The sequence below is a fragment of the Endozoicomonas sp. genome, from assembly GCF_965196975.1.
Taxonomy (GTDB): domain Bacteria; phylum Pseudomonadota; class Gammaproteobacteria; order Pseudomonadales; family Endozoicomonadaceae; genus Endozoicomonas.
Genome location: NZ_OZ239981.1, coordinates 5,798,359 through 5,813,930, shown reverse-complemented (window position 1 = coordinate 5,813,930; position 15,572 = coordinate 5,798,359). Strand labels below are relative to the sequence as shown.

The window sequence follows — 15,572 nt, the reverse complement described above, 5'->3', positions numbered from 1 at the left end:
ATAGACATCAAGAAACTTTATGATCGTAAAAAAGGCACTCAACTTATCCATTGGTGCAGAGAATCTCGGGCGCTTATGTTGGCTCAGATGCATTCTGACCACCTTTGAAAGCATGTTCTTTTTGCTGGCCAGTTTGACGTTTCAGCTGTCACTAACAGGTTTAATTCTTGCTCTTTTTTTCAACCTTATCCTGATCAGCACTACAACCATTCGGTTGCGAAATGGCAGAAAAGTAGTCAGTGAACGAGAGTTTTTCTTCCAGTTATTACTCGACCTAATAGGTCATACCATACTTCTGTTCTTCAGCGGTGGGTACACAAACCCCCTTGTTTCTGTTTATTTAATTACGATTTCTATCAGTGCGGCACTACTGCCAAGAAAGTATGGCTGGATCATCACCTACAGCGCTGTACTTTTCTATACGTCACTTATGAAGTGGTACTTACCCGCTGGGTTCGAAGCAGATTCAGAACACGCACTTCTGCATCAACAAATGATTAATATGCACTTAGTGGGTATGTGGATAACGTTCGTACTGAGTGCACTGCTCATTAATTACTTTGTTGAATTAATGGCTTCTGCCTTGAGGAAGCAGCAGAAAGATATAGCTACTGCCCGAGAGCGCCAGCTCCGCGACGAGAATATTCTTGCTATTGCCATTCAAGCCGCAGGCGCCGCCCATGAACTTGGGACACCACTAGCAACAATGGCCATCATCCTGGGTGACCTTCAGGATGAATATAGAGATGAGTCACTCACGGAAAGCATTAACCTGCTTAGAAAGCAGGTTAATGAATGTAAAAAAAGGCTTCAGCAGTTGGTGGCTGAGAGTCAATATCACGGAATTGAACGTATTGAGTTTCAAGACTTTCTAAGTCGAGTTATCCAGAACTGGCAGTTAATCAGGCCTGAATCAGAGCTTCAATACAAAAAATCTCAATGGCCCGACTCTATTTTCATCCTCTGTGATCTGACACTTTATCAAGCCATTTCCGCCCTTCTCGATAATGCAGAAGATGCTAGCCCAAGGCAGGTGTCGCTGTCGGTAAAGAGTAACGATAAGAATATCGCCATCCAGATTATTGATAAAGGAGTGAGTTTCTCCCAGACTAATAAGTCTACTGGAGAAGGCTCCCCTATAGAGACGCATTATCATGCGGTTGAAAGCCTGGTTTCTCCAATGGTCAGGCCCTATAGTCAAAAGGAGGATGGGCTCGGACTTGGTCTATTACTCAGCCAGGCCAGTGTTGAACGGCTAGGGGGGGAGGTTCATATATTCAGACAACAGGCGGGAGGCACTCTTATTGAAGTTTTACTCCCTATAGCTGTAGATTGTAAATCAAACCGAAATGAGTGATAACCAGAGTATCCAGCAGCCTGCCATTTTAATCGCAGATGATGACACAACGTTTATTCGGACACTGGCTGCTTCACTAAGAAAACGAAGACTTAACCCTATTACCGCCAACACGGTATCGAAGGCCGCCATTCTTCAACAGCAATATAAACCCGCCTGGGCCGTTGTCGATTTAAAAATGGGAAGTGAAAGTGGCCTCAAACTCATTCAATTGCTGCGAGACTTTAATTCAAAAATTGAGATTATAGTACTAACTGGATATGCCAGTATTGCCACTACAGTTAGCGCCATGAGACTTGGGGCAAAGGACTATCTGTGCAAACCTGTGGATACCCAGCAGATACTTACCGCTTTGGGTATAACCCCTCCTCTGCCAGAGAAAAGGCAGTGGCCAGAAATTCCAGAAACAAGGATGCCAATTTATCAACTGGAATGGGAGTACCTTCAACAGGTCCTTCTGGAGCATCAGGGAAATATTTCAGCAGCCGCTCGCAGTCTGGGCATGCACCGTAGAACGCTGCAGCGAAAACTAAACAAACGGTCAGGATCTCGTTAAGCACATGTAAGAATGATTGCCTTCCCCCTATAAATGCCATTACGATTGTTCATTTTATATACAGCGGTCAGTCCTTTCTGTGAGCATCTCCTTTTTTCGCAATAACCGCCAGATACTTTCACTCATGGGGCTGCTCAGTATTACCTCTATCTTCGGAAGCACTCTGGTCACAACACTGGTCATCACCTGGCAGAGTGTTCTCTACTCGCTATCTATCAGCGATTGGGTCTGGCTTTTTGCAGCCAGTACCCTGACGATGGCGCTTGCTTTAACACCATCAACTCTGATAGCACTGATCAGTGGTTACTTTCTGGGGTGGAGCGCCTTCTTCTTCATTATCATTTCTTACCCGGCTTCCTCGGTTATTGGTTATACGGTCGGGAAAAAACTGGATCGTGGAAAGCTCATGAGTACACTCCCCCATGATTCTAAAATCCATTTGATTCTTAATGAGTTACAACACCGTCACCAGTGGCCACTGGTGATACTGACTCGCATATCTCCGATTCTACCCTTTTCATTAATGAATCTGGTATTACCGGCGATTGGTGTGCGCCTTCATATCTTTCTGATTGCAGGCTTTGCTGGCATGATACCTAGAACGCTGTTTGCACTGTGGATAGGTATGCAGGCAAGAGATCTGGTCACTTTACTGACAACCCCCACGCAAGGTAATCTGTCCGTCATTCTTATGCTGGTGATTTCCGTTTTTTCCGTTGGTGGCCTGCTTTATATTGCCCAGAAAGCATCATCAGCCATCATGATGACAAAGGCGGGTTTAAACGAAGGGGGGTGCAAAACCGATGGCTGAACCAAGTATTGCACTCTTTGTTGATGTGCAGAACATCTATTATACCTCTCGACAGGCCTATAACAGCCATTTTGATTACAATGCATTCTGGGCCCAAGTAACCGCTGGCAGGAACGTTTCCAGAGCGATTGCTTATGCTATTGACCGGGGAGATCCGAAACAACAGCAGTTTCAAACAATTCTGAGGGCTATTGGCTTTGAGGTTAAACTAAAACCGTATATTCAGCGTGTAGATGGCACATCGAAAGGTGATTGGGATGTGGGTATAACTCTCGACGTGATCGATTGGGCACAGAAAGTGGATGTTATTACTCTGGTTTCAGGAGATGGAGACTTTGATCTGCTCCTGCAGAAAATTAAGAGTGACTTTGGGGTCTTTACCGAAGTATATGGTGTCGAACCGCTGACCGCCTCCTCACTGATTCATTCCGCCGACTGCTTTTTCCCCATTTCCAGTGACTTATTGTTACCGATAAAAAAGCCAAAAACGAAAATTCAAAACAAATAAATACCATATAAATCAACAAATTAATTTAATAAGCAGTACTGCAACACTAACCTGTCTTCCTGTTCAAAATTTACCCATTGATTTGTTTTGAACAAACTCGATAAAATCTTTGACATCCCTTCGGACAGCTATTAGAGTTCCTATTGGCCATTATTGAGAAGAACGAAAAATCGTATCGCTTTTTGAGTACTTCCTGATCGTCACACCACTTCTTAGTTTAAGTTATGCTGCTTTGATTGCTTTACTCTTAAATAGAAATATGAAGATGTGACTACACATTGGCTTAACGCGTGTACAACGCATTTTTATAGAAATATTCAGGAGACATTGCATGTCTAAATCGACCGGAACGGTAAAGTGGTTCAGTGAAGAGAAAGGCTTTGGCTTTATCGCTCAGGACAACGGCGGTCCAGACGTATTCGTTCACTTCCGCGCCATCATCGGTGACGGCTTCAAAACTCTCGCTGAAGGTCAGGCTGTGACCTTTGACGTTGAGCAGGGCCAGAAAGGTCTTCAGGCTGCCAACGTAGAGAAAGCATAAGCTTTTCCCTTACGGAAAACAGAAAAAGAGCGCTTCCAGCGCTCTTTTTTTTTGCCCCTTTCATAAATAGATTTTAATACAGCACGCTTCCAGCGTTAGCCGCATATTGATGGACATTGTCTATTAATATAGACACCCGGCTCTCTCCCACACAATAGACAAATATAAAACCAAAGCTCATTCTTTCCCAAGCGTAAGACAACTGCCTATTGTTTGACGGATGCATAAAATCATCTATTTTTTTAGCAGTGATTTACTTTGCTCGCTTCCAATTGTTATCGATTACTTTGTTAAAAACCTTTGGGATAACTGATCAGCATAGAATCAGAAAACAGCATTTTATTTACTTTGTACATATGTTGTGGCCTCTATTTTTACCTACCACATTAGTACTTAGCAGCAAAACCCACCAAGTTTCTCTTCTGGGACATGACCATGAAAACCCCGAACACTTGTGTTGCCGTCTATAAAACCCATCATGCAGCTGATGATGCGGTTAAGCGCCTGCAAAAAGCGGGCTTTGAGATGAAAAAGATATCGGTCATTGGTAACGACTATCATACAGAAGAGCACGTCGTTGGTTATTACAATACGGGTGACCGAATGAAAGCCTGGGGAAAAATGGGGGCTTTCTGGGGCGGGCTCTGGGGTATTCTGTTTGGTGCCGCTTTTTTTGTGATTCCAGGCGTTGGCCCAATGGTGGTTGCAGGGCCATTGGTATCTGCCATTGTTGGAGGCCTTGAAGGCGCGGTTATTGTCGGCGGCTTATCCGCACTGGGCGCGGGCCTTGCCAGCATGGGAATTCCCAAGAACAGCATTGTGCGCTATGAAGAATCACTCTCTGCAGGCAGCTTTCTATTGCTTTATAACGGCACAGAAGGAGATGTTGCTGCTGCAGCCAAAGTTTTGCTTGAAGATACCGACCACGACGGCGTGGAAACTCATAACAAAAACGATGACTAGTTAAATAAGATTTTACTTATGTTCAGCCACTGCATTTTAAAATGCAGTGGCTGAATGAAAGCTCACATTAGATAACGTCCAGACAAGACCCTTTAAAATGGGCAAAAACTTTTTGCCCCTCGGCCAGATTTAATACTCCTATTGCTCTTCTGGTAACCAGCGCCAGTAACGTTTGCCCTTCTGCCTCCATAAACAGCATGACATTTTTGGAATCAAGCTCCTGAATGGCTCGAATGGTTGTTGCTACTCGATTCTGAACACTTGTACAGTGAATTTCTTCCACAACAATGCTGACTTCCTGAGCAGGTAATATCACTCTCAGCTCTGTTCCCCGTGTTGCTGAAATTTGATTTACCAATAACTTCTGCTGACCAAGCAACAGCTCTGTAAACCCATATTCCTGATCATGGCTTCCCACCTGCACTTCCAGGATCGACAGTGCACAATCATCCCTGGTTAATAATGAACCTGGCCGGCTGAGTAATTGACGGCAATCTCCACGGGATACAACCTGTCCCTGATCAATCAGCACCAGCTTATCAGCGAGCCGTGCAACCTCTTCACGCGCATGGCTTACCATCACAACCGGTATTCCGAAGTGCTGATGGATATTTCTCAAGCAGGGGAGGATTCTTATTTTTGATGACCAGTCCAAAGAAGCCAAGGGTTCATCCATTAATAGAAGGCGGGGCCCACTTAACAGGGTTCGAGCAATAGCAACTCGTTGCTTTTCTCCTCCGGAAAGCTTATCAACGGCTCGTCCAAGCAAATGCTCAATATCAAGCTGGTCAACGACCTCTGATAATGATGGCATGCTGGTATTAGCTCTAGTCCGCTTCAACGCAAACTGGAGGTTTTCCATAACATCCAAATGGGGAAACAATCTGGCTTCCTGAAATATATAGCCAATACCCCGCTGCTCCGGTGGAACCCATACCCCCTTTTCGGAATCCTGCCAGACTTCATCATTGAACTGAACCAATCCCCGGGCATGAGTCTCCAAACCGGCAATGGTTCGCAACAGTGATGTTTTACCACAACCAGAGCGCCCCATAATGGCCCAGGTGGTATCGGTATCCAGTAACTCATCAACACTAAGAACAAAGCGATCCCGGGGAAGCTGAATATCAATTCTTAGCATTAACTACGACCAGGGTTTGATTTAAGGGGTAATTGAGCCACGGGCTTACGGTCAAGACTGTAAAGGGTAATCAGAAGGATCATGGCAAATACCATAAGTCCTGCCGCAATCTGATGGGCTTCCGTAAACTGCTGTGACTCCACGGCGTCAAACAAGGCAATCGACAGAACCTGTGTCTCTCCGGGAATATTGCCACCAATCATAAGAACCACACCAAATTCCCCAATAGTATGAGCAAACCCCATGCAGGCAGCCAGAATCATCGCCCTGCGGGTACAGGGAAGCACCACATTAAAGAATCGATCCATTCGCCCTGCTCCCATCATCGCTGCAGCCTCAAGAAGGCCTTTGTCCAGCTGTTCAAACGCCCGCTGCAGTGGTTGCACCACAAATGGCATGGAACAGAGAACAGAAGCAATCACCAACCCGGTAAAACTGAATGCCAGCGTTGAACCAGTAAGAGAAAGCCAAGCCTGTCCAACCGTATGGTTAGGGGAGAAAAACAAAAGCAGATAGAAGCCAAGGACAGTCGGCGGCAATACCATTGGCAGACCAACCAGAGCTTCCAATACCGGCCTCAGCCGACTCTGCATGTTAGCCAATCCCCATGCCATGGGAATCGCCAGCAGCATCAGAATAATGGTGGTAATGGTTGCCAGCTTCAGCGTTACCCAGACAGCGGTGAGCAGCATTCAGAGCGCTTCCCTTCGATTTTCGGAAGTTGTTTTAGCATTCAACTCGGCTATTTTTGTTGATACGGGGAGATAGCCCTGTTTAGCAATGGTCTTCTGAATCGCCGGCGACAAAATAAACGACACAAACTCTCTTGCCACTTCAGGCTGGCGAGTCCGATTTAAGATAACCAGATCCTGCCGAATCGGATCATACAACGTTGCAGGAATCACAAAAATATGACCATCGTTGTCTTCATGGTCGGCCAGCTGTGCTTTCGCCACCAGCCCTGCAGGAATATTTCCACTGGCCACAAACTGCCAGGTCTGCTGGATACTGGCTCCCTGAACCAGGCGGGATCTGAACGATGACCAGAAACCCAGTTTTTCCAGAACCTGCTGTGCCGCCAAACCATAGGGTGCCGTTGCCGGATTGGCAATGGCTAGGCGTCCCTCGTAGACCGCCAGATCCTCCAGTGTCATGGTGTTATTTTTCCCATCCTTTCCGGAAAAACCAGGACTCCATAATACCAGCTCTCCCAGGGCATAAGGATGCCGGCTATCTCTGAGTGTCAGCCCTTTTTTTTCCAGCAGTTCAGGCCGAAGACTGTCTGCTGACAGAAAGACATCGAAAGGCGCACCATTGGTGATCTGGTTATACAGCACACCGGTAGATGCTGAGGAGATCAACAACCGATGTCCGGTTTCTGCTTCAAACGCCTTTGCCAGCACTTCCAGCGACGGTTTGAAGTTTGCTGCAACGGCCACTTTCAGTTCTTCTGCGTAGACCGATGCCCCCAGACAAGAGAGGACAAACGCTAAAAATAATGTTCTTAACATGAAGCAGCCGTTGTTTAACCCGGATACTTCATAAACTACCCCGAATCTCGGGCAGGACTTTATCGCCCTAAGGGATTTTGTGAGGGAGCGCCGTACCGGGGTGTACGGTCGACCAAGCAAAATTCCCTTAGGGTGATAAAGGACAAGCGAGAACGGGAACATGTTTATGAAATATCCGGGTTAGAGTTCACTTTCAGAGGTCAAAGCCAGCGATCAGCCGCTTCCTGGTCAGACTCACGCTCATCCACCCAGCGATCCCCCTCTGGAGTCGTTTCCTTCTTCCAGAACGGAGCACGGGTTTTCAGGTAATCCATAATAAACTCACAGGCCGCAAACGCTTCTTTACGATGGGCGCTGGCGACGCCAACAAAGACTATTCTGTCCCCGGGATGCATTTGCCCTATGCGATGAATAACCCGAATCACCTGAAGCTCCCAACGCTCCATGGCCTCATCAATAATTTCCTGCAGGGCTTTTTCCGTCATCCCCGGATAATGCTCCAGAAACAGGCCTCCAACCTCATCCCCGAGGTTCATGTCCCGAACCGTGCCGGTAAAGGTAACAATGGCTCCTGATGACTTATTCCCTTCCAAACGCTCATATTCATGGCCGGGGTTAAAGTCTTCTACTTGAATGGAAATCACGGCTCTAATCCTGTTTGTGCTTTGAACCACAAAGACACTTAGAAACTGCCCTGAAATTATTTCCACATTTCAAGGGACGCTATCCGCTGCCGGCCTCCCGCTACCCGTGTGTGCTTCTGCGGGAAGCGGGTGGCGGGCGGCGGCGTTTTGAATAATGTGGAAGTTATTTAAGGACAAATCCTTAGTGGTTCAAATAAAAATCACCCCCCGGTGACTGGAGGAAAAAATGCCACTTCATCGCCTGAGTTCAGAGTGACATCCTTGCGAGTCATATTCTGGTTGATAGCAACCAGTGTACGATCACTCATCATCACCTCACGCCACGCTTCACCTTTTTCAGCCAGCTGGCTTTTTAATTCGGAGAGTAAAGTTGAATACTCTCCCTCTTCCAGAGACAGCTGCTCGCAGTTCAGTTGTTCGCGAAAGCTGGCAAAGAACAGTACTTTAATCATCCTGCACCGCCTGACAAAGACGTCTCCTGACCATGAATGTAATGACCACTTCGACCACCACTCTTTTCCAGAACGCGAATGCCTTCAATATGCATCTCTTTGTCCGCAGCCTTGCACATATCATAGATAGTCAAAGCGGCAACCGATGCCGCCGTCAGTGCTTCAATCTCAACACCGGTTTTTCCACTCAGGCGACAGCAGGTTTCGATACGAATCCTTGAATGCTCGTCTTCAAGCTGAAACTCAACACCGATAAAGTTCAGCATTAATGGGTGACAAAGCGGCACCAGTTGACTGCACTGCTTTGCTGCCTGAATCCCGGCAATTCTGGCCACTGCAAGCACATCCCCCTTTTTCAGGCCATTGTCTTTTACCAGTGCCAGCGTCTCAGGCGCCATGTAGATGTAGCCTTCAGCCCGAGCTTCACGACGGGTGATGTCTTTCTCACCAACATCAACCATGCTGGCCTTACCATCACTGTTAATATGGGTAAGGGACTCTGATTGAGACACGATCAACCCGCCTTTTTCAATTGTTCAACAAAGTTGCATGGACGGTGCTGACTGTTCAGCTGATCCTTAATAATGCCTTCCCAGGCTGTCTTACAGGCATTATTAGAGCCTGGCATTACAAAAATAACCGTTCCGTTAGCCATACCGGCGACGGTACGGGACTGAATGGTCGATGTTTTAATCTGCTCATAAGAAAGCTGTCTGAACAGTTCACCATAGCCATCAATCTGTTTATCAAAAATAGGCAGTAAGGCTTCCGGCGTACTATCCCTGCCAGCAAAGCCAGTACCACCGGTAACAAGCACTGCCTGCACACACTTTGGAGCCCCTGCATCACTGGCAATCCAGCGGGATACCACTTCCCTGATTTTATAGATATCGTCTTTCACAATGGCTTTATCCACCAGCGTGTGTCCTGCGGCAGTCAGACTATCAACCAGCAGGTGACCCGATGTATCGTTTTCTTCGGTACGGGTATCCGATACCGTCAGCACCGCAATGTTTACAGGAATAAACTCATCAAACTGATTATGAGCCATGGATATTCTCGCTCCCGTCTATTTTCAAAATCTATCCACCAGATCACGCCAGTCTTCAGGCGTATTGGCGTTCACAAAGAGGTCTTCCATGGAGAATGGCAGCGGCATCGCCTCTCCACCCAACTGCTGATGCAGACGCCAGAGCGCATAATCCTTCGGGTTATCACTCTGTATGGCCTTTTCAACCATTTGTCGTGACTCTGCATTCACGGGCAGAACCACCGGAAGGTTAAACCCCTCAAAGCAACAGGGTTGCTGATGATCACAAAGCATTCGGATCGCATCAGCAGGAACCAGAGGCATATCAACCGGAATGACCAGCAAGCGGTCGCCATCCTGTAAATGCTGAAAAGTAGCATGGATACCACTCAGAGGACCTCTTCCGGGAACAACATCTTCAATGCTCTCAATAGCTGAGCCATCTGTTGGGCCGTGCTCATTGACAGACACCTCACCTGCAAATCCGGATCCACTGATCAGAACATTGCCAATCCCGGCCTGAGCCAACAGAGAAGCCATATGCTGGTAAAGGGGTTTACCTAACCAGCTCAGTCGTGATTTATCCTGCCCCATCCGAGAGGAGCGACCTCCTGCCAGAACCAAACCGTAGAGCGCGCCATGAGCCGTCATTCGTTCAGAGACTCTTTCATCCGATATTCATATTCACCGAGGGTAGTGTAAGGTTTTCCGCACCTCTGACAAGCCTTGAGATCAATTATCACGCAGAAAAGCAGCGGCTCCACTGCCTTCATGTTGACTATACTTCAGAGATTCCATAACGCTGATAACAATGATTAACAATGAGAAAGAATCAGGTACTGAGCCTTTTCCAGCAAAATAAGACCGCCCTTAACTGCTGGCTTATCCACCCTTGTCCAATGACGGCTGAGTTGATCGCCCATCAGGGGTTTGACTCAATGACCATTGATATGCAGCACGGCATGATCGGCTTTGAATCCGCTCTGGCTATGCTGCAGGCCATATCAACCACATCTGTTACCCCTATTGTCCGGGTTCCCTGGCTGGATCCGGGCATCATTATGAAAATGCTGGATGCGGGTGCATACGGTGTAATCTGCCCAATGATTGAGACAGCAGAACAGACACGGGAATTTGTCGCCATCTGCCGTTACCCATCCAAAGGCAATCGAAGCTTTGGACCCAGCAGGGCAATGATCTACGCGGGCAACGATTACCCGGAAAAGGCGGAAGAAACCATTCTGCCCATTGTGATGATTGAAACCCGACAGGCACTGGATAACCTGGATGAGATTCTCACTACAGAAGGACTTGGAGCCGTCTATATTGGCCCCTTTGATCTTTCCTATGCTCTGGGCTGCCAGCCTCGTCCGGACAACTATGAGCCACCAGTAATGGAGGCTATCGACCACATCCTTTCCTGCAGCAAAAAGCATAACGTACCTGCTGCTATTCATTGCATGGGGCCAGAGTTTGCTGATCGTATGCGAAAAAAAGGATTCAGTCTGGTAACCGCTGGTTGTGATGCAGACTTCGTCAGATCCGGCGCCTCACACACTATTAAAGCGTTGAGGCAGTAGCCAGAAGCTTTCCGGTGACAGGCTGCTCAACTCACCCGGATAATATAATCAAACCAATCCGAAGGGTCCGAAATCTCTTCTTCCGAGGCAATGTCCTTGCCCTTGATTGAAAAGCCGGATTCATGGACAGAATCTGGATCCCCAGTATTTAGTGGATGCCACTCCGGAAGGTCATACCCATGATAGAGCAGGTTATAAGCACAGCTGTCCGGCAACCATGGTAAATGTTCATGGAGGGTTTTCGGAGTAAACTTGATGCAGTCATCCACATACTTGCGACGGTGTTTATAATGCCTGCAGCGGCAGGTTTCCAGATCCAACAGCCGACAGGCCACCGCCGTGGTGTGAATTTCATCAGTATCGGCATCAATTATCTTATTGAGACAGCAGCGACCGCAGCCATCACAGAGTGACTCCCACTCTTCAGGCGTCATCTCGGTTAACGATTTTACCTGCCAGAATGCAGGTTTCTGCTCACTCATCAAACACCTTTGAAATACTATTAGCGGGCTTCAACTTAGGGCAGAAATCATACGCCCGAGCACAGAGAAGGCAATAAGCGATAGCCATACACTGCACATAAATACTCCGTAATATTGAAGCGACACATCCTGTTAGCGCCCAATTTATCGAACCCCTTATATTCATAGCACCCACCTTTCAAAAGTTCTGCCATACTGACTGATCAGTCAATTCCGCCAAACCATCACTCAGTGCATAAAGAAACTAGGCCCATCTCCATCTTAGCCATTGCTGGCGGCAACTTTATCGAGCTATACGACTTTACCCTCTATGGCTTCTTTACCCCTATCATCGCAGAACTGTTTTTCCCATCAGAAAGCCAGACAATATCTCTGCTTGCCACTTTTTCAGGATTTGCCCTCGGTTTTTTTATTCGCCCTCTTGGCGCAATACTGTTTGGGCATATCGGTGATGTCTATGGTCGACGACCAGCGTTAATTCTCAGCCTTGGCCTGATGGGGTTAAGCACGCTCACGATTACCCTGCTCCCCTCTTATCAACAGATTGGCTTCCTCGCTCCCACTGTATTGCTGATGTGCAGGCTGCTGCAGGGGTTATCCATGAGTGGAGAAGTCGCTGCAACACTCACCTCTCTGGCAGAGCATGCTCACCCCAAACATCAGGGTCTGCTATCCAGCCTGGTTCATGTCAGTGGTATCAGTGGCATGATTGCAGGATCGCTCGTCGCCACCTTAGTTCACTGGAATCTGGCGACTGAAGATATCATATCGTGGGGGTGGCGTATTCCCTGGCTGATGGGTGCTCTTGGCTGCATCGTGCTGGCAAGCTTGCGAATAAAGTCAGGCTCCCCTGAAAACATGAAGAAACCGGAGCAAGCACCTATCCATCAAGTGCTCCGTAAACACAAGATGGATATGCTGAGGGTCGGTGTGCTGAATGCACTCAACGGAACCTGCTTCTTTATGGTGTTTATCTATATCAATACGTACTGGTCAGAGCATCTGTTTTTCAGCCGTACTCAGGCACTTGCCATCAATACCGGCAATATGGTGCTCATGGTGCTGGCCATTCCTCTGGCCGCCAGACTGGCTGATTGGATTGGTGCCAGGAAAGTCATTATCAGGGCTGTGATGACAGGTATTATTGGTATGGTGCCCTGCTACTGGCTGATGACACAGCCTGAACCATGGAAAGTTGTGGTCGGACAGTTAGCTTTTGGCTTGTTGCTGGCAGCAATCTATGGAAGTAGTGCCATCTTATCCACCAGATTACTCCCATCCTCTGTTCGAATGACCGGTTTGGCTCTGGGATATAATACCGCCCAGGGCTTTCTTGGCAGCTTGTCGCCAATTATCGCGACCTGGCTGGTCAGCACCACTAAGATAGCCTTTTCACCAGTGCTCTACTTACTGGTTATCTACCTGACGGGAATAATATTGCTGCGAAAGCTGCCAGCAAATCTTGATAGGCCGATAAATAGCTGAGCCTGTTACCGGCCTAACTCGCGGTTCAGCCTCTCTACTTCAGCTCTTAAAATCATGACTTCATGCTCCAGTTCACGAATCCTGGCTTTGTCATCGGCAACCAGGTCAGCCTGATTCACGATACTCACTTTACCAGAGAAAAGGTGAGCATAACGGCTTTCCCGCTTTCCCGCTTCACGAGGGAGCTGAACTACCAGCCCACGCTCCACCATTTGCTGTAAAACGCCTTCAACTTCACGAACATCCGCAAACTCGGCAAGGCGACCGGTACGCCCGCGCAGTTCGCCAGGAGTCTGTGCTCCGCGGAGAAAGAGCACACAAACTATGCCTCTTTCCTGATCAGTCAGCTGCAGACTGCCAAACTCCGTATTGCAGAAACGATGCCGATACTTACTAACACGAGCACCCGTATCTTCACTGACCAGGCGTTCTTTTAAAAGAACCTCCAGAGTCTCCTTCACTTCCGATTCTGCCAGGCTCAACACAGGCTCACGGTTACTCTTCTGATTACAGGCATTGGTCAGGGCATTAAGCGACAGAGGGTATTGATCCGGTGTCGTACTCTCTTTTTCAAGCAGGCAGCCAATCACACGGGTTTCATTCAGAGACAAGGACATATCCACGATTAAGCTCCTTATACCAATAAACCCTAACTACCTTCCGTGCTGAAAGCCTTGACACCACTACAACATCAGGGCTCATCACACAAGGGACTCTATTACCCGCTATTAATCGCATTGCTAATGCCGACGATCATTACGGTAGTTAGAGGGTACGTTGGGTATTACCGACAAATGTTCATGGTTTGCTTATACCATAAAATCAGTTTCCATTAAGTCACCGATAGCAAAAGATGTTTAAAATAGCCCCAAATATAAGCTGGTGAAAAAGCACGTCACCAAGTCAACAAACGATATAACAGGGACTCCTGATGACCCGAAACAAGAACTGGAAGTGGCTCGCAGCCGGCATATCAGCACTGGTAATCAGTGCCTGCACAACTGTGAATCCTCCTGCTGAAAAAGACCAGACATACAAACTGACCGTTCTGCATACCAATGATCACCATGGTCGCTTCTGGCAGGATAGCAAGGGCCGTTATGGCATGGCGGCAAGAATGACGCTGGTTGAGTCAATTCGCAAAGAAGTAAAGGAAGAAGGCGGCCATGTTTTGCTGCTCTCTGGAGGGGACATCAACACCGGCGTACCTGAATCTGATATGCAGGATGCCATTCCCGACTTTAAAGGGATGAACCTGCTGGGCTACGATGCCATGGCCGTGGGTAATCATGAATTTGATAACCCCAGGGACATTCTGGCAATGCAGCAGTCTCTGGCAGAGTTTCCCTTTCTCTCAGCCAACATACTTGATGCAGGCACAGGAAAACACGTATTTGAGCCTTATACCACCTTTGACCTGGATGGACTGCGCATTGCCGTTGTCGGCTTCACTACCACTGACACACCGAAGCAGACCAGCCCTGAAAATGTCAAAGGGCTGGATTTTCAATCACCGGTTTCGGTGGCCAGCAAACTCATTCCTGAGCTAGAGAAACAGGCAGACATTATCATTGCCACTACCCATATGGGGCACTACCAGAATGGGAATCATGGTATCAATGCACCTGGAGACGTAACTCTGGCCAGGAGCGTGAAAGGCATTGATCTGATTGTGGGAGGACACTCACAGGATCCCTTGTTTAAGCCGGACCTGCAAAACGGCACTTATATCGTTCAAGCCCAGGAGTGGGGTAAATATGTTGGACGCGCGGACTTTGAATACACCAACGGCCAACTGACCCTGACCAGTTATCAGCTTATCCCGGTCAATGGGCCTGAAGACGATAAAGTGATCCCGGAAAACCAGGCCATGTTGAGTCTGCTCTCACCCTATCAGGAAAAAGGTCAGCAACTGGTTGAAGGCAAAGTCGGTGCTGTCGATCAACGGCTGATGGGAGAACGCAGTGAGGTAAGATTCCAGCCAACTAATCTGGGCACATTACTGACAGAAGCGCTGATGGAAAAATCTGGTGCAGATCTGGCCGTGATGAACGGTGGCGGAATTCGCTCCAGCATCAATAGCGGTGAGATCACTTACAAAGATGTGCTGACGGTGCTTCCTTTTGGCAACACATTGACAACAGTTGATATGACAGGAAAGGAAATACTTGAATACCTGACTGTTGTCGCTAACAAGCCAGCCAACAGCGGGGCCTTCGCACACTTCTCCGGGGTAGAAATGCTGATCAAAGATCAGCAGCTTTATAATGTGCAAATCAATGGCAAAGCACTTGAGCCTGAAAAGGCTTACAAGATGGCTATTCTCAGCTTTTCTGCCAGTGGTGGCGACAAATACCCCAACCTGATGAACAAGCCAGGCTTTGTGGACACAGGCTATCTTGATGCCGAGGTTCTAAAGGAGTTTATCGAACAGAACTCACCTCTGCGGGTTGCTGACTTTCAACCGGAAGGAGTGATCAGGCAATAGTGATTGAACGGATGTTCCCTCAT

The 15,572-nt window shown here is 47.8% G+C and carries 19 protein-coding genes; 9 read left to right on the top strand and 10 right to left on the bottom strand.

The genetic code is table 11. From position 1 onward, the window contains the following. The first annotated feature begins 19 nt into the window (after nucleotides 1-19). The 6 genes from ACOCLE_RS25680 (at nucleotide 20) to ACOCLE_RS25655 (ending at nucleotide 4,736) form a co-directional block, all read left to right on the top strand. Nucleotides 20-1,357 (top strand): ATP-binding protein, encoded by a 1,338-nt coding sequence (locus tag ACOCLE_RS25680; RefSeq protein WP_419534830.1) that lies wholly within the window; start codon nucleotides 20-22, stop codon nucleotides 1,355-1,357. Next, nucleotides 1,350-1,913: a response regulator transcription factor gene (locus ACOCLE_RS25675; protein ID WP_419534829.1), complete on the top strand. Its 564-nt coding sequence runs from the start codon at nucleotides 1,350-1,352 to the stop codon at nucleotides 1,911-1,913. Before ACOCLE_RS25680 ends, ACOCLE_RS25675 begins: the two co-directional genes overlap by 8 nt. Nucleotides 1,914-1,992: 79 nt before the next feature. Continuing rightward, a complete protein-coding gene (locus tag ACOCLE_RS25670; protein WP_419534828.1) occupies nucleotides 1,993-2,724 on the top strand; it encodes a TVP38/TMEM64 family protein in 732 nt (243 codons plus the stop codon). Beyond that, nucleotides 2,717-3,232, top strand: a complete 516-nt coding sequence (locus tag ACOCLE_RS25665; protein ID WP_419534827.1) for an NYN domain-containing protein — start codon at nucleotides 2,717-2,719, stop codon at nucleotides 3,230-3,232. Before ACOCLE_RS25670 ends, ACOCLE_RS25665 begins: the two co-directional genes overlap by 8 nt. 331 nt (nucleotides 3,233-3,563) lie before the next feature. After that, entirely contained in the window at nucleotides 3,564-3,773 is a 210-nt protein-coding gene (locus ACOCLE_RS25660; RefSeq protein WP_066017502.1) for a cold-shock protein, read from the top strand. Between the two features lie 435 nt (nucleotides 3,774-4,208). After that, nucleotides 4,209-4,736: a general stress protein gene (locus tag ACOCLE_RS25655; RefSeq protein WP_419534826.1), complete on the top strand. Its 528-nt coding sequence runs from the start codon at nucleotides 4,209-4,211 to the stop codon at nucleotides 4,734-4,736. 67 nt (nucleotides 4,737-4,803) lie between these two features. Here ACOCLE_RS25655 and modC read toward each other — a convergent pair whose 3' ends face one another. From modC to mobA, 8 genes are all read right to left on the bottom strand, one after another. Next, nucleotides 4,804-5,877: a molybdenum ABC transporter ATP-binding protein gene (modC, locus tag ACOCLE_RS25650; RefSeq protein WP_419534825.1), complete on the bottom strand. Its 1,074-nt coding sequence runs from the start codon at nucleotides 5,875-5,877 to the stop codon at nucleotides 4,804-4,806. Beyond that, nucleotides 5,877-6,569, bottom strand: coding sequence for a molybdate ABC transporter permease subunit (gene modB, locus ACOCLE_RS25645; protein ID WP_419534824.1), 693 nt, complete (start codon nucleotides 6,567-6,569; stop codon nucleotides 5,877-5,879). The genes modC and modB overlap by 1 nt, the downstream gene beginning before the upstream one ends. Then, nucleotides 6,570-7,388, bottom strand: coding sequence for a molybdate ABC transporter substrate-binding protein (gene modA / locus ACOCLE_RS25640; protein ID WP_419534823.1), 819 nt, complete (start codon nucleotides 7,386-7,388; stop codon nucleotides 6,570-6,572). It lies immediately after the preceding gene. 200 nt (nucleotides 7,389-7,588) lie between these two features. Continuing rightward, nucleotides 7,589-8,032, bottom strand: a complete 444-nt coding sequence (gene moaE / locus ACOCLE_RS25635) for a molybdopterin synthase catalytic subunit MoaE (protein WP_419534822.1) — start codon at nucleotides 8,030-8,032, stop codon at nucleotides 7,589-7,591. A 200-nt stretch (nucleotides 8,033-8,232) separates the two neighbouring features. Then, complete coding sequence (moaD, locus tag ACOCLE_RS25630) at nucleotides 8,233-8,484, bottom strand: molybdopterin converting factor subunit 1 (RefSeq protein ID WP_020582312.1); 252 nt, start codon at nucleotides 8,482-8,484, stop codon at nucleotides 8,233-8,235. Beyond that, nucleotides 8,481-8,996 carry a cyclic pyranopterin monophosphate synthase MoaC gene (moaC, locus tag ACOCLE_RS25625; protein ID WP_419534821.1) on the bottom strand — a complete coding sequence of 172 codons (516 nt, stop codon included), beginning with the start codon at nucleotides 8,994-8,996 and terminating at the stop codon, nucleotides 8,481-8,483. The genes moaD and moaC overlap by 4 nt, the downstream gene beginning before the upstream one ends. A gap of 2 nt (nucleotides 8,997-8,998) precedes the next feature. Beyond that, on the bottom strand, nucleotides 8,999-9,535 hold the full coding sequence (moaB, locus tag ACOCLE_RS25620; RefSeq protein ID WP_020582314.1) for a molybdenum cofactor biosynthesis protein B: 537 nt from the start codon (nucleotides 9,533-9,535) through the stop codon (nucleotides 8,999-9,001). A gap of 24 nt (nucleotides 9,536-9,559) precedes the next feature. Beyond that, nucleotides 9,560-10,165, bottom strand: coding sequence for a molybdenum cofactor guanylyltransferase (gene mobA, locus ACOCLE_RS25615; RefSeq protein ID WP_419534820.1), 606 nt, complete (start codon nucleotides 10,163-10,165; stop codon nucleotides 9,560-9,562). 170 nt (nucleotides 10,166-10,335) lie between these two features. On the opposite strand from mobA, the gene ACOCLE_RS25610 reads away from it, so the two are divergent. Continuing rightward, nucleotides 10,336-11,094 (top strand): HpcH/HpaI aldolase family protein, encoded by a 759-nt coding sequence (locus tag ACOCLE_RS25610; protein WP_419534819.1) that lies wholly within the window; start codon nucleotides 10,336-10,338, stop codon nucleotides 11,092-11,094. Between the two features lie 26 nt (nucleotides 11,095-11,120). Here the strand turns inward: ACOCLE_RS25610 and ACOCLE_RS25605 are convergent, their stop codons facing one another. Continuing rightward, a complete protein-coding gene (locus ACOCLE_RS25605) occupies nucleotides 11,121-11,576 on the bottom strand; it encodes a YcgN family cysteine cluster protein (RefSeq protein WP_419534818.1) in 456 nt (151 codons plus the stop codon). A 231-nt stretch (nucleotides 11,577-11,807) separates the two neighbouring features. On the opposite strand from ACOCLE_RS25605, the gene ACOCLE_RS25600 reads away from it, so the two are divergent. Then, on the top strand, nucleotides 11,808-13,061 hold the full coding sequence (locus tag ACOCLE_RS25600; RefSeq protein ID WP_419534817.1) for an MFS transporter: 1,254 nt from the start codon (nucleotides 11,808-11,810) through the stop codon (nucleotides 13,059-13,061). Between the two features lie 5 nt (nucleotides 13,062-13,066). Here the strand turns inward: ACOCLE_RS25600 and ACOCLE_RS25595 are convergent, their stop codons facing one another. After that, entirely contained in the window at nucleotides 13,067-13,678 is a 612-nt protein-coding gene (locus ACOCLE_RS25595; protein ID WP_419537266.1) for a YceH family protein, read from the bottom strand. Nucleotides 13,679-13,992: 314 nt separating this feature from the next. Here ACOCLE_RS25595 and ushA point away from each other — a divergent pair, with 314 nt between their 5' ends. After that, a complete protein-coding gene (gene ushA, locus ACOCLE_RS25590) occupies nucleotides 13,993-15,549 on the top strand; it encodes a bifunctional UDP-sugar hydrolase/5'-nucleotidase UshA (protein ID WP_419534816.1) in 1,557 nt (518 codons plus the stop codon). Nucleotides 15,550-15,572: the final 23 nt, after the last annotated feature.

Coding starts and splice junctions, on each gene's coding strand:
- modC (WP_419534825.1), bottom strand. CDS start 5,877: ATGCTAAGAATTGATATTCAGCTTCCCCGGGATCGCTTTGTTCTTAGT.
- modA (WP_419534823.1), bottom strand. CDS start 7,388: ATGTTAAGAACATTATTTTTAGCGTTTGTCCTCTCTTGTCTGGGGGCA.
- modB (WP_419534824.1), bottom strand. CDS start 6,569: ATGCTGCTCACCGCTGTCTGGGTAACGCTGAAGCTGGCAACCATTACC.
- ACOCLE_RS25675 (WP_419534829.1), top strand. CDS start 1,350: ATGAGTGATAACCAGAGTATCCAGCAGCCTGCCATTTTAATCGCAGAT.
- ACOCLE_RS25605 (WP_419534818.1), bottom strand. CDS start 11,576: ATGAGTGAGCAGAAACCTGCATTCTGGCAGGTAAAATCGTTAACCGAG.
- moaD (WP_020582312.1), bottom strand. CDS start 8,484: ATGATTAAAGTACTGTTCTTTGCCAGCTTTCGCGAACAACTGAACTGC.
- ACOCLE_RS25655 (WP_419534826.1), top strand. CDS start 4,209: ATGAAAACCCCGAACACTTGTGTTGCCGTCTATAAAACCCATCATGCA.
- ACOCLE_RS25610 (WP_419534819.1), top strand. CDS start 10,336: ATGAGAAAGAATCAGGTACTGAGCCTTTTCCAGCAAAATAAGACCGCC.
- mobA (WP_419534820.1), bottom strand. CDS start 10,165: ATGACGGCTCATGGCGCGCTCTACGGTTTGGTTCTGGCAGGAGGTCGC.
- ACOCLE_RS25660 (WP_066017502.1), top strand. CDS start 3,564: ATGTCTAAATCGACCGGAACGGTAAAGTGGTTCAGTGAAGAGAAAGGC.
- ushA (WP_419534816.1), top strand. CDS start 13,993: ATGACCCGAAACAAGAACTGGAAGTGGCTCGCAGCCGGCATATCAGCA.
- ACOCLE_RS25680 (WP_419534830.1), top strand. CDS start 20: ATGATCGTAAAAAAGGCACTCAACTTATCCATTGGTGCAGAGAATCTC.
- moaB (WP_020582314.1), bottom strand. CDS start 9,535: ATGGCTCATAATCAGTTTGATGAGTTTATTCCTGTAAACATTGCGGTG.
- ACOCLE_RS25595 (WP_419537266.1), bottom strand. CDS start 13,678: ATGTCCTTGTCTCTGAATGAAACCCGTGTGATTGGCTGCCTGCTTGAA.
- ACOCLE_RS25665 (WP_419534827.1), top strand. CDS start 2,717: ATGGCTGAACCAAGTATTGCACTCTTTGTTGATGTGCAGAACATCTAT.